Consider the following 13,095-nt stretch of genomic DNA (forward strand, 5'->3'; position numbering starts at 1 on the left):
CATGCGTATCACCTCACAGACGTTTTACCGCAACACGCTCAACGGCATTGAGCAGCAGCGTGGCACGGTCAGTAAGCTCAACCAGGAGCTCGCCAGCGGCAAGTCGGTTTCCAAACCGTCCGATGGACCCGTGGCCTACGCGAGCGCACAGCGGGTGCAGGCCAATTCGCAGGCCCTGTCGCAGTACACCGCGGACAACTCGACGTTGAGCAACCAACTGAATCTCGGCAGCTCGACGCTCAATGAGACCCTCACGCTGTTGTCGAATGTGCAATCCATTACCCTGCAGGCGCTCAATGGCAGCACCAGTTCGAGCAACCGGGCCGCATTGGCCAAGCAGGTGACCTCGGCCAAGCAGCAGATGCTGAGTCTGGCGAACACCCAGAGTAACGGGCGCTATCTGTTCGCCGGCACCGCCGGGGCCAAGCAGCCGTTCACGCAGGACGCCGCCGGCAACGTCAGCTATGACGGCGATGGCGGGAGCGGGTCGACTCACATCTCCACCAACCGGGCAGTCACGAGTGTGTTGTCCGGCACGGTCTTCGCCAGTGTGCCCCAGGGCAATGGCTACGGGACCGTGAGCGCGGCGGCATCGAACACCGGGGATGCCACCCTGTCGCTGACCGGCATTACCAATCAGTCGGCGGCGTCTTCGTTTCGTCAGAGCGGCGGCGCGTACACGATCCAGATCGCCAGCAGCGGCACCAGTCCGTCGGGGCTGGCGTACACGGTTCAGCAGGGCGGCTCCACCGTGTCATCCGGCAATTTCTCCCAGGACATGAGCCTTCAACTCGGGGGCATGAACGTCAAGTGGAGCGGGTCGCCCCAGGCCGGCGACCAGTTCTCGCTCAACCCCAGCCGTCAGCAGAGCGTTTTCACTACCATCGACAACCTGAGCCAGGCGTTGTCGCAGTCGACCGGCAGCGGCGCGCAACGCGCCCAGGCCAACCAGAAGATCAATTCGGTGCTCTCGAATCTGAACCAGACCCGGACGCGCATGCTCTCACAGCAAGCCACGATCGGGGTGAGTCTGCGCGCGATCAACAATGCGAACAATCGCAATGCCACGATCCAGACTAATGACCAGCAGACCATTTCGTCGGCGACTGACGCGAATATCCCGAAGGTCATCACCGCGCTGAATCAGCATCAGAATGCCTTGACCGACGCCATGAAGGCCTTCGGATCGGTCAGCCAGTTGAGTCTGTTCAAGTACCTGTAACCCTATCGGAGGCCTCATGTCGAAGGCGCTATTGATCGCGAGCTATTACCGCAGTGGCACATCGGCGCTATCGGGCACGCTCAACCTTGCCGGCGTGGATATGGTTCGGAGCGCCGAACAGAATGAGCACAATCCGCGGGGTTATTTCGAGAACCCCGCGCTGATCAAGCTCGACATCAAGATTCTCGAGCGCCTGTCGCGCCACTGGTCCGATGTCCGGCTGATGCCAGAGGAATGGTCGCAACGCCCTGATGCCGCCGCCGATACCCAGGCCATCGTGCGCGAGTTGAAACAGCATCACGCCGACTCCCCGGTGTGGGCGGTCAAGCATCCGCATCTGTGTCGATTGCTGCCGATCTATGAAGACGCCGCCCGGCGGGTCAGCGGCACGGACCCCGGTATCATCCAGATCTATCGCGACCCTTGGGTGGTGGCACACAGTCAACAGAAAAAGAACAACCTGTCCCGTTCGCACGCGCTGTTGCTCTGGGTCTCGCATGTGCTCGATGCCGAGCGTTACAGCCGTCATCTGGACCGGGTGATGCTCGACTACGAATTGCTGGTCAAGGATTCCGCCCAGGCGATGCGCCGGATCAGCCATGAGCTCGGCTTCGCGTTTCCGAACCGGTCGCCGCAGGACTTACGCAAGATCGCGCAGTTCATCACGCCCAGCCTGCGCCGCTCGAGCCCGCTTGAGCGGGAGACGACGCCCTCGATGTTGCGTGGCCTGGTCCAGGATGTCTGGGATGCCGCACTGGAACGCGCCGCGCCTGAGGTGTTCGATGCGCTGCGTGGTCGGCTGGACGAGTATTGCACGCTGATCGAGGAGCTGGGGGCGAGCGGCCTTCCCGTGACCCCCCATGTGGGCGGGCCGCGCGACGCCCAGACGCCGCCCGCGAACGAAGCGTCCCGCGAGCACACCGACGGCTCGACGCTGCGGCCGTCCGAGCGTACTGACATCGCCGAGCGCGAACGGCTGGAAGCCGACGCCGCGCGCAGGCCGGAACTGCCGACGATCGGCGTGGTGGTGGCCGTGCCGGCTGGGCGCGTCGAGGCCGCGTTCGAGACTGAACAGTCGCTGGCCAACCAGTGGCGATCGGCCACCGAAATCCGCTACGTGACCGTCGATCCGGACGCCCCCACGCGGGCCGGCTGGCATGCCGTCGATGCCGAATCCGAATCGCTGCTCGCGGCGGTGGGGTGGCATCTGCTGGATCTGCCCTGCGACTACGTTGCGGTCATTGACGCCGGCGACACTATCGAGCCCGATGCCTGTCTGCGCCTGGGGCTGTATGCGAACGCCGCTAATTTGCCGACACTCATCTATACCGACGAGATCGTCGGGAACGACCGCGACCCCTGGGTGCGCTATAAGCCCGATTTCGATATCGAACGCCTGCGCGGGCTTCATTATATCGGTAGCTGGGTCTGGATCGAGCGCGCCTTCATCCAGGCCAGTGGCACGCTCGACGCCGCGATGCCCGGTGCCGAAGATCTCGACTTGGTGTTGCGCGCCTACGATGATGGCAGGGCCATCCGCCGGCTGCCGGAAGCGCTTTATACGCGGGCGCCTCACAGCCTGCGCGAGCCGGTGGCGACCGATATCCTGCGACAGAATGTCCGCACCGCGCTCGATGCCCACCTGGCGCGACAGGATCAGGTCGGGCAGATCGAATGGCATGACGGGGCCATTCCGGGCTCAATGGTGCCCCGGCATCAGCCAGTGGATCAGCCGTTGTCGATGATTCTGCTCTGCGATAATTCGGACGACCAGCATGCGTCGGATCTAGTCGCTGAACGGCTTTCTGGTTTGTTGTCCGCGCTGCCTATCGAACACTTGGTCTGTGCCGGCACCACGACAGGCATGGCGCCGGCTATCCGCGATGCGGTGGATACCTTGTCCGGTACCGACAGCCTGCCGCCTAACTTTCATGTCGTCGTCACCGACGACGAGACCGGAATGCTGGCGAATATCGCCGGTATTGTGGGTAACGAGAGCGTGGTCTTCCTGGCGTTAGATGCCAACACCGAAGACCCGACATGGCTTGGGCACATGCAGGCGAAGGTGGCAGCTCCGGGCAGCGATATCGGGCTGGTCGGCGCGCGCGCCGACTATCCGGACGATGCCGCCGAATGGCGTATGGCAGGGCCGTTGCTGGCGGGCGCCAGCGGCGGCGTTGGCATCGTCGGCCTCGGGCATACCGCCGGGGATCCCGGTCCGGGCGGCTGGTTGCTCGGTCCGCAGCAGGCCGATGGCGTGGCGCCCCCCTGTCTGGCAATTCGCGGCGAACTGTTCAGAGGGCTGGACTTCGACACGGAGCTGTCCGGTGCCGCTCTCTGGCTGGATCTGTCACGCCAGGTCGCCCGTCAGGGCTACCGCGTGGTCTGGGACGGCTCGGTGAGCGTGCAATGCCCGACGGTGCCGGCTTACGCCCAGCCCAACGATAGCAACCGGCAGAGCCGCCTTCGTCAGTGGCTTGCTGTGGGCGGCAGTGATTATCATCACCCCGCGCTCGCGCTGCAGGGGGAGTTGCTATCAACCACCGCTTCCGGCCTGGTGCCGCCGGTGCCGCGGACCGCACCGTACGCGCTATTGAGTGGTTCCATCGAGGGCGCCGAGCTCGCGGTTGAATGGTTGCGGGCCACGCGCATGAGCGGCCAAACCCTGGCGGGTTGGGCGCCGGAGCCTATCACGGCCGGCGAATTGCGCCGGCTCGCCCCCGAAGCCTGGTTGCGGATCAATCCGGAATCCGAGATTCCCGAAGACGACGCCCCCGGCTGGCGTGCTCTGTACTCGCGTCCGCCCCGGGACTATGCGCCGCTCAAGGCGATCGCGGCCCAGGCCGAGCGGGTCTACGCGACGTCGCCCGTGCTGGGCGACATCCTGCGCAAACAGTCCTACAACCGGATTCAGCCCGAGTTGGTGTTGCCGCGTCTTTCCTCGCGGTTGTGGGCAGAGGTGGCCGATCTCGAGATTCGCGGTCGGAGTGCTATCCGTGTGCTCTGGGTGGATGAGGGGGAGCCGCCGGACTGGATCACCGAACTGATGACGCAGATGCAGAACGTCAGCTGGTTCGTGGTACAAAGCGGTGAACGCACTTATAACGGTCCGATTGCTACGCGTGCGGCCCCGACGGACGAAGTGGGCTGGCGCGATCTGTTCGTCGAGGCGGCACCGCACCTGGTCATTCGTCCGGCCGGCGAGGCCACGTGGATGGACTGTCAGTTGCTGCTCCGTGGCGCGGCTGTCGGCGCGGCGCTGGTCGCCGATGAGCGGTTACATTGGATCGAGGCGCTCCCCGTGGAGAGCGTGGGCACGCGGTTCAAGGACTGGAAGCGCACCCTCGATCGGCTGACGGGCGATACCGAAGCGCTGCTCGAAACTGGGCGCCAGGCCCGCAAGGCCCTGGAACAAATCGGATGGCTGGAAGACGTGTCACCCGAGACATTTCTACTCGACGATGCGTCGTCATCGTCTGAGGGGGCGTACCGGAAGATCGGATGAATAGGGGGCTTCAACGAGGGTTCGCCTGCGTCCTGGTGCTGATGCTGTTCGGCGTGGTCGGTACGGCGTCGGCAGGGGCTGCCGCTCGCCACGATCGAATCCAACGCCGCATCCAGCAGGTCGTGGAAAACCAGGCGCCCGGCCATCGGGCCCATGTTGGCTCTCTCAACGCCCTGACGCAGATGAAGCCGTGCCATGCGCCGTTACAGATGCGTCTCTATGGGCAGGGCACTTATCGCAATATGCGCGTCAGCTGTCCGGATCAGGGATGGCAGCTTTATGTGCCGGTGACGCTGACTTCATTGGCTCGAATCGCCGTAGCGGCCCATGATCTGCCAGCTGGCACGCCGCTCACCAAATCGGACCTCAAGCTGGTCCGGTCGTCAGCCGGGCAAGGCGATAGTCACCAGGTCGCGCATAGCCTGAAATCGGCCCTTGGCAAGACGCTGACAGCGCCCGTTTCTGCCGGCACGCCGATTCGCCTATCGAGTCTTGCCCAGCCCGTCCGGATTCATGCCGGCCAGCAGGTGACCGTGCATGTCCGTTCCGAGGCTGTATCAGTCGAGGCCACAGCCATCGCATTGCAGCAGGGTCGTGTCGGGCAATCGATCCTGGTCAAGAACCCGAGTTCAGGCAAACGGTACCGGGTCGAAGTGACGAGCCACGGCGTGATCGATAACCTTTCAGGCTGACAAGGCGGCGGAGACAGGGACCAGTGGCTGAGCGCAGCGCGTAGAGCGATGTCGCGCGCCTTTTTCCTGAATGTGCCAATGACGGATCGAGATGAGCGGTGTCGGCTGCTCGCATCCGCACTGATAGAGATAGGGTTGATCTGACGGGTGGGCCAAGTTTTAATGTCACTATGAGTAATAACAAGTAAACTACCGCCTTTGGCGGCGCGACTCGACGAGGCTCTGCCTTTAGAGCCTGCCGCATGGTCGATCACCTCGTACCGAAAGATCGCAGCAGCGCGCCGAAAAGGTGGAGACGCCAACCCGAGTTCGCGCCGGCTCGGCTATGGCAAATAGGCGCGAATGCCCAGAGCTTTGAGTTGCCGACTCGAAAACTCGGGGTTGTGGTGATGGACTGCACGACCCACAGCGGCTCGCGTCATTGCTCGAAACGGCAACAGGCCCTAGATGCAACGTTGTCTTGACGCCAGGCGCCACCGACGAAAATGCCAGGGCCGGGAACTGGCAGTCATCGATTCGGCATGGCGATATTTTATGCCGGATCCATAACCGTACGCGATCAGCGACGGAAATCTCTGGCACAGTGTCGTACCAGCACGAATCAATCTTTGGCGCGCGTGCCAGATCCCAAGCGGCAGCGCCGATGCCTTTATAATTGAGACGGGATCCGTTTCTATGGGCCAATCCACCGAGTTTTTTTCATCCGAAAATGCCGTGAGCGGCACCGCGGCACGGGGGGTGCTGAACCGTCTGGCACAACTATCCGTGCGCGTGGACGTGATACGCGCAAACTTCGAGAACGTGGAACCAAGCCGAATTATCGATCTCATGATGCGCGGACGCGTCATGCAGCTTGAACTGGATCAACCGATAAACGCGTCTCACGCGACGCCGCGTCATAACATCGGCGACGAATTGTCGTTGTACTGGTCGGATAACGGCATGCGCTACGGCGTCCGCGCCGTCGTGGCTGAGGTGCGCGAGGAGGAGGCTGGTCTCAGCTATCTGCTTGACGTCGACGATACCGTCTACCGGAAGCAGGAGGAGCGCGTTAACGATCGAATCCCGGTTGAGGCGGGTGACGGCTTGAAGGCCACTTTGTCCGCAGGCCGCAGGAGCACGCGGCTCAATCCCGTCGTAAAGGACATCAGCGCCAGCGGCATTCGGCTCTCGCTCTCAGTACGAGAAATCAACGCCGCCGAGCTTGAGCCTCGACTGAATGCAAAGCTGGCACTCACGCTACCGACGGCCAACGATCCGCTGCGCACCCACATCACCATCGCCTGGATGCAACAAATCAACGACCAAAGCTGCGATTTCGGTTGCTTCTGGCGCCAGCCGCCAGACATATTTTTAGAACCGCTCGAGCGTTTCATCGCCTTGTATACACAGGATGACGACTCGGAGCGATGACCCGAGCCGGCAAGCCTGACTGATCCGCTCGTCCGGAGCGTCACCGGTTTACCCACAGGCTGAAAAACGTGCGGTGGCGCAAGCGCGCCAAGAGCCAGCCTGCGCGACCAGCCGCACCCCGCGGCGCTGGAAAGAACACTTCGTCGATTAGCCCCTGCGTTCTGATATCGACCGCTTTGGCAGTAACATCTCCGAATAGCCGGTTATCGCCGTATTGTTGTTACGGCTCACGATCTGCAGGCGGGCGTCATTCTCGACGCCTCTGATATCAAGGGCTGGAGAAGTCAGCCAACACGCAAGGCGACGGCGGCGCCTTCGCACATGAACGCAAGGTGGCCATTGGCCATGCCTTGCGCGCTCCGGTGAGTTCCGGCAATCCTCAAGTCTCAGCCACTCGATTCGCGCGTGTGCACGCGGGGCAGATTGTGCCGGTCAAGGTGCGTGCCGACGCCGTACAGATCAAGGCGACCGCAGACCGGACTACAGGATCGCTGCCTAGGCCATTCGATTCTCGTCAAAAGCCGGTATTCCGGGCATCCGCTCGTGCCCAGATGACCGTTCACGGCGTCATAGACGACCTTTCGGGTTGAGTGGCCGGCGGCGGGTAGGCGCCCTAGCCTTCCATAAGGATTGCCATCGCCTCATTGCGCATCAACCCGGCGATATGGCGTTCGATATTGAACGACAGGAGCACGATCGCGGCCGCGTTGAAAGCTTTGTCCACGGCATAGAGCAGCTGGCTGATGCGCGCCAGAGATTCCGTCATAGCCGGGGCCAGCGCTCCCGACCGGTTGGTATTCATTGATGCGCTTGCCCGCTCGAGCATCGCATCGACGTGCATGGCCATGGCGTTATCGCGGCTTAGACGAAGCATGCCGTTGAAAGCCACTGGATTAGCCGGCCATGAGGCGGGCAGGTGTTCTGCACATACAGTGGCCATCGTGGCCACGGCCTGCTCGTATGCGTCCTGTGTCGCTATAGCGTAATAGTCGTTTAGGAGCGCTCGGTCCTGAGCGATGTCATACACGGCGTCAATGGCCTGTTGGTCAGTTCGCCATCCCCGCAGAACCGATTTCGCCAGCATCTGACAATCAAGATATCGAGCTGTGGGCAGCAAATATCGTTCGGTATCGAATGCATAGCATGGACTGCAAATACATCGATCATCGGCATACGCTAAGCGATGATGTGTGCTCACCAGATCGCCAAGGCTCTCCTGCTGCACACACGTACTTACTCTCTCTGGTCCCCCCTTCACTAAACGCCCTCCACGTTAGTAATCACGCTTTCGACAATCCTCGCTCGTCGATCGCTGCCAATGTGCGATGGATGTCGAATTCGCAGTTGCATGCTGGGAAAGCGACTGCCAAATCCTAGTTCAGCTTAATTCGATGTGACGTAAAACGTCAATTACTAATGTCGCTTCGATTCATAAGACTACATATTGGAAGTCTGTCGTATTGCTTCGCCGTAAATATCTCGGCATCCTCTGTCCGCGAGGTGACGTTTTGCGGCACCTCGGCAGCACGCGGGGTATAAAATCCCACAGAATTATTACATTCGGGTTGCATCTCGGGACTCCGGGTATCCGGACTGTGAATCCCGGGTTCTCGGCGCCGATCCGACCCTCGGTAAATGAGATTACGCGCTGTTGTCGGCGGCTTTCGATTTGGTTCAGGTCGCGCTTTCTATTCTCAATGTTGGTGCGTTGATCGTGGTCGTTCTGTTGGCGATCAAGTCCGCGCGCGCGAGCTCGCTGGATGCCTGGCGCCCCTATTGATAGCGCTCGCCTATGGTGTGGTGCGCTTTCTCAATGAGAGCCCGCGCCTGCGACCATGGAATGCCGGCCAGGACTGACTCGGGGCTGATCTGATGGATTCGACCGATCAGGCTTTCGACGGGGAGCGGCGGTCATCCGATTTCGCGCTCGATGCGTAGGTGGGTGGTGTATTTGACGCCACGGTCTCGCTGCGTGTGCTGTTCTACCACGAAATCCAGCGCATGCAGTCCGAACGGGCGGGCTCGCTGCCATCGGACGGTGACCGTCGGGTCTATGATCCCGGCTGTTCGGCGGCGACCACGCGGGCGGCCTTGGTCGGCCAGGCCGGGTGTCCGCCCGGCGTGTGTTTCGTGGCCATCGACAATGGCCCGGACATGCATCGACCGGGTGCGACAGACGATCGCAGCGCGCGTTGCGGGTGAACTCGGTGGGCGCTCGTGCGCCGGATCGCCGTTGTGCTGCAGCCGGGTGGCGTGCTGTTTCTTGCCGGGAAAATTCCCGCGCGCGATTCGTTGTGGGATGGGCTGTATATCGAGTGCCATGACGACTGCAAGCGCAAACACGACTGTTCCGACGCCCACGTACGTGCCACAGGCGTGAGGGGCTGGACCAGGGGCCGGTGTCGTATCGTAGTGACGAAAATCACGCGTTGCGGCACCATTGCAGATTGACCGGCGTGGATTCATTCTTCAACTAGTAAAACTTTGAGTCGCTGGTCGCGGTCAAAGGCGCTCCGGGCCGGGATTGATATCGCGGGCCCCTGATCCCGTTGCAGCGTCGACGCGCGACGGCACCCGATGGAGGATGTGAGACACGGATGCGCGTATTGATCGTCGAAGACGACCCCACGCTCGCCGCCAATCTGGGCGAGTATCTCGAAGAACAGGGCGATGAGCCCGATTACGCCAGCGATGGGCGGATCGGCTTGCAGCTGTGCACGACCGAAGCGTACGACGCGTTGATTCTCGATCTGCGTCTGCCGCGCCTGGATGGCATTTCCCTGTGCCGGCGGCTGCGCGAGGAGCAGGGCATCACGACGCCCATTCTGATGCTCACCGCGCGCGACACGGTCGAGGACCGCATCGAGGGTTTCGAGGCCGGGACCGATGATTACCTGGTCAAGCCGTTCTCGCTGCGCGAGATGTACCTGCGGCTGTGCGCGATCGTGCGGCGTCACCGGCCGGTCGGCGCCGGGCCGCTGGCGGTGGGCGCGCTCAGCCTGGACGCGAACAGTCATGTGGTGCGCTACCGCGATCAGCCGATCGATCTCACGCCCATTGGTTTCGCCATGCTGGAGATGCTCATGCGCGCCTCGCCCGGACTGGTTTCGCGCGCCGATTTCGAAGCCGAGATCTGGAACGGCGAGCCGCCCGAGTCGGATGCCGCCCTGCGCGGCCATGTGCATCGGTTGCGCGAGTTGCTTGAAGCCGCTGCCGAACAGCCGGTGATCCACACCGTGCATGGCGTCGGCTACCGTCTTCTCGAAACCACGTGATTCGCCGCTGGCGCCGGACCCTGTCCGCGGCGCCCGGGCTTCGTACGCGGGTACTGATCGGCATGTTGTCGATCGCATTCGCCGCCTGTATCGGCTTTGCGCTCGCGATCTATGCCTTCGTCGGCATTCTTCAGGACGAACTGCAGTTCGATACCCTCGACCGGGAGCTGGCCAGCCTTGTCCTGGACTACAAGCACGGCGTGCCCATCAGCGGCCGGCGCGGCCAGACCGGCTGGGTTTATGTCAGCCATGCGCCGGCGCACGACCCGACCTTGCCACCGGTGCTTCGGCACATGGGCAATAATCAGTATGCCGTGGTGAGTTATCACGACCGCCAGTACTACACGGCGCGCCGTGACGTGGGCGATACGTCCATCTACATGATGGTCAAGGTGCAGGATGTAAAGGAGTTCGAGGAGCGGCTGGCGACGCTGGGCTGGGCCACGCTGAGTGTGGTCATCGTGCTCGCCCTGCTGATCGGCATCGGCTTTTCTTATCTGATCCTGCGCCCCGTGCGCCGACTGGCCGAACGCTTGTCGACGTATCAGCCGGGGTTGTCGAACCCCCCGATCGCGGCCGACTACGGCGATCGCGACATGCGCGACATCGCCGAAAGTTTCGACGAACTGATCGGGCGTTTCGATGCGGCGATCGCACGTGAGAAGGCGTTCACCGAGGATGCCAGTCACGAACTGCGCACCCCGCTGGCGGTCGCGCTCAATGCCAGCGAGCTGCTGGGCGACATGCCGGAACTCGACGAGCGCGCGCGCAATCGGGTCGAGCGGGTGCGGCATGCCTGCGAGCGCATGCAGCGACTGGTCACCGCGCTGCTGTTTCTCGCGCGCGATCATCCGCGCGAGAACGAAACGCTCAGCGATGCCGCGGTGGTGCTGGACGATGTACTGGTCTATCAGCGTGACGCCATGGCCGCACATCGGATCGAACTGTCGGTGGTGGCGCGTTCGACCCCGCTTTCGCTGCCCGAGGGCGTGATCTACAGCGTGTTGCACAATCTGATCGACAATGCCGTGCGGCATACCGAGGACGGGTGGCTGACGGTCGAAGTCACGCCCGAGCGTATCTGCGTTACCGACACCGGCTGCGGCCTGCCCGCGGGCGCGCTCACCCATATCTTCGAGCGCCAGTACCGCACGGCCGACAGCCCCGGCCTGGGCATCGGGCTTTATCTGGTATCACGGATCTGCGACCGCCAGGGCTGGTCGATTCATGCCGCCAGCGAACTGGGCGTGGGCACGCGGATCGAGATCCTGCTCGATTCCAGGGTGGCTCCCCGTGCGCAGACCGAGGTGTTGCCGGGCCGCTGATGGTGCCGGAGCGCAAGTGGTGTGCAGGCGCGATCCGTCGGATGACGCTTGCGACTAATCCGACCCGCAGGGAGCCGCCGGCCTCAGTAGGTCGACTTGGGCCGTCAGCCGACAGTTCGGCGGTACGTCGCCTGAAACCGCGGCTTTCCCGTCGTGGCTCGGGGCCGATCCGTCGGATTACGCCTTCGGCTGATCCGACCCGCAGGGGCCTATAGGGGCACAGGGGGGGCTGCCGGCTTCGCGGCCGCAGGCCGACAGGCTGGCATGCCGCTCGAAGCCGGGGTCCTGCCGTCGCGGGTGGGTCTGATTCAGGCTACGCTGGTCTACAGGCCCATTTTTTCCCGTGTCTGGTAGTACCAGGAGCCCAGAACCGACAGCGGAACGCGGAACAGGCGCCCGCCGGGGAACGGATAATTGCGCAATGCGGCAAAGGCATCGAAGCGCTCGCGTTCGCCGGCGATCGCTTCGGCCAGCAGTCGGCCGGCCAGATGGGTGGTGGTCACGCCGTGGCCGGAGTAGCCGTGGCTGAAGTAGACGTTGTTTTCCAGTTCCCCCATGTGCGGGATGCGCGTGAGCGTGAGCGCGAAATTGCCGGACCACGCATAGTCGATGCGCACGTCGGACAACTCGGGGAAGGTCCGCGCGAGATGCGGGCGCAGCTTGGCCTCGATGTCCGCCGGGGTGGTGCCACCGTAGACCGTGCCGCCGCCGAACAGCAGCCGGTGGTCGGCGCTCATGCGGTAGTAGTCGAGCATGTAGTTGCAGTCTTCGACGCAACTCCCGGCCGGCATCAGGCGATGGGCGGTTTCGGCGCCCAGGGGCTCCGTGGCCATGACCTGCGTGGCCACCGGCATCACCCGGTCGCGCAGTCGCGGCACGGCCTTGCCCAGATAGGCATTGCCGCAGACCACCACCGTGTCGGCGCGCACCTGGCCGCCGGGGGTGTGTACCGTCGGTTTCGTGCCGGACTGCACCCGGGTGACCGGCGAGCGTTCGTAGATGACGCCACCGAGGGATTCCAGAGCGGCGGCTTCGCCGAGGGCGAGATTCAGCGGATGCAGGTGGCCGCCGCGCTTGTCGAGCAGGCCGCCGATGTAGCGATCGGTGTTGCTGTGCTCGCGAATGCTGCGTTCGTCGAGCATCTGCAATTCGTCGTGGCCGTGGGATTGCCAGCTCGCCACCCGGGTCTTGAGTTCGTCGAGCTGCTTGTTGTTGAGTGCGGCGAACACGCCGCCATCGCGCAAATCACAGTCGATAGCGTAGCGCGCCACGCGTTCGCGGATGATGGCGGCGCCCTCGAAGGCCATGGCGCCGAGCGCTTTGGCCGCGTCGGCACCGTAGCGACTCTCGACCACGTCCAGGTCGCGCGAATAGCCATTGACCATCTGGCCGCCGTTACGACCGGATGCCCCCCAGCCCACATGATTGGCTTCCAGTACCACCACGTCGTAGCCGCGTTCGGCCAGCGACACCGCCGTGGCCAGCCCGGAGAAGCCGGCGCCGACGACGCACACCTGCGTATCCACGGCGCCGGCCAGGGGCGGGCGTTCCGGTGCCGCATTCGCGGTGGCGGCGTAGTACGAGGGCGCGTGGGGCGCCGGAAAACTCTGTATGTCGGGGTTTCGGCTCATGGGTCGGTCTCGAATCGCGTAGGGGCGAAAAG

The 13,095-nt window shown here is 63.2% G+C and carries 9 protein-coding genes; 7 read left to right on the forward strand and 2 right to left on the reverse strand.

The features are described from left to right. Window position 1: 1 nt before the first annotated feature. From flgL to ACS8YF_RS08895, 4 genes are all read left to right on the forward strand, one after another. On the forward strand, window positions 2-1,222 hold the full coding sequence (flgL, locus tag ACS8YF_RS08880; RefSeq protein ID WP_440849865.1) for a flagellar hook-associated protein FlgL: 1,221 nt from the start codon (window positions 2-4) through the stop codon (window positions 1,220-1,222). A 16-nt stretch (window positions 1,223-1,238) separates the two neighbouring features. Then, on the forward strand, window positions 1,239-4,727 hold the full coding sequence (locus ACS8YF_RS08885) for a hypothetical protein (protein WP_440849866.1): 3,489 nt from the start codon (window positions 1,239-1,241) through the stop codon (window positions 4,725-4,727). 41 nt (window positions 4,728-4,768) lie between these two features. Next, the gene (gene flgA / locus ACS8YF_RS08890) at window positions 4,769-5,419 is read left to right on the forward strand and encodes a flagellar basal body P-ring formation chaperone FlgA (protein WP_440849898.1); all 651 of its coding nucleotides are present in this window, start codon (window positions 4,769-4,771) and stop codon (window positions 5,417-5,419) included. Window positions 5,420-6,094: 675 nt separating this feature from the next. Further along, window positions 6,095-6,832 carry a PilZ domain-containing protein gene (locus ACS8YF_RS08895; RefSeq protein ID WP_440849867.1) on the forward strand — a complete coding sequence of 246 codons (738 nt, stop codon included), beginning with the start codon at window positions 6,095-6,097 and terminating at the stop codon, window positions 6,830-6,832. Window positions 6,833-7,445: 613 nt separating this feature from the next. On the opposite strand, the gene ACS8YF_RS08900 is transcribed toward ACS8YF_RS08895, so the two are convergent. Continuing rightward, window positions 7,446-7,916: a hypothetical protein gene (locus tag ACS8YF_RS08900; protein WP_440849868.1), complete on the reverse strand. Its 471-nt coding sequence runs from the start codon at window positions 7,914-7,916 to the stop codon at window positions 7,446-7,448. A gap of 854 nt (window positions 7,917-8,770) precedes the next feature. On the opposite strand from ACS8YF_RS08900, the gene ACS8YF_RS08905 reads away from it, so the two are divergent. From ACS8YF_RS08905 to ACS8YF_RS08915, 3 genes are all read left to right on the forward strand, one after another. After that, window positions 8,771-9,034, forward strand: a complete 264-nt coding sequence (locus ACS8YF_RS08905; RefSeq protein ID WP_440849869.1) for a hypothetical protein — start codon at window positions 8,771-8,773, stop codon at window positions 9,032-9,034. A 395-nt stretch (window positions 9,035-9,429) separates the two neighbouring features. Continuing rightward, window positions 9,430-10,107, forward strand: a complete 678-nt coding sequence (locus tag ACS8YF_RS08910) for a response regulator transcription factor (protein ID WP_440849870.1) — start codon at window positions 9,430-9,432, stop codon at window positions 10,105-10,107. A 62-nt stretch (window positions 10,108-10,169) separates the two neighbouring features. After that, window positions 10,170-11,432 (forward strand): sensor histidine kinase, encoded by a 1,263-nt coding sequence (locus ACS8YF_RS08915; RefSeq protein WP_440849871.1) that lies wholly within the window; start codon window positions 10,170-10,172, stop codon window positions 11,430-11,432. A gap of 323 nt (window positions 11,433-11,755) precedes the next feature. On the opposite strand, the gene ACS8YF_RS08920 is transcribed toward ACS8YF_RS08915, so the two are convergent. Next, window positions 11,756-13,063, reverse strand: a complete 1,308-nt coding sequence (locus ACS8YF_RS08920) for an NAD(P)/FAD-dependent oxidoreductase (RefSeq protein ID WP_440849872.1) — start codon at window positions 13,061-13,063, stop codon at window positions 11,756-11,758. Window positions 13,064-13,095 lie beyond the last annotated feature (32 nt).

Origin of the sequence: Salinisphaera sp. SWV1, assembly GCF_052044155.1 — a bacterium.
GTDB lineage: Bacteria > Pseudomonadota > Gammaproteobacteria > Nevskiales > Salinisphaeraceae > Salinisphaera.

Coding starts and splice junctions, on each gene's coding strand:
- ACS8YF_RS08915 (WP_440849871.1), top strand. CDS start 10,170: ATGTTGTCGATCGCATTCGCCGCCTGTATCGGCTTTGCGCTCGCGATC.
- ACS8YF_RS08885 (WP_440849866.1), top strand. CDS start 1,239: ATGTCGAAGGCGCTATTGATCGCGAGCTATTACCGCAGTGGCACATCG.
- ACS8YF_RS08910 (WP_440849870.1), top strand. CDS start 9,430: ATGCGCGTATTGATCGTCGAAGACGACCCCACGCTCGCCGCCAATCTG.
- ACS8YF_RS08920 (WP_440849872.1), bottom strand. CDS start 13,063: ATGAGCCGAAACCCCGACATACAGAGTTTTCCGGCGCCCCACGCGCCC.
- ACS8YF_RS08900 (WP_440849868.1), bottom strand. CDS start 7,916: ATGCTGGCGAAATCGGTTCTGCGGGGATGGCGAACTGACCAACAGGCC.
- flgA (WP_440849898.1), top strand. CDS start 4,769: ATGCTGTTCGGCGTGGTCGGTACGGCGTCGGCAGGGGCTGCCGCTCGC.
- ACS8YF_RS08895 (WP_440849867.1), top strand. CDS start 6,095: ATGGGCCAATCCACCGAGTTTTTTTCATCCGAAAATGCCGTGAGCGGC.
- flgL (WP_440849865.1), top strand. CDS start 2: ATGCGTATCACCTCACAGACGTTTTACCGCAACACGCTCAACGGCATT.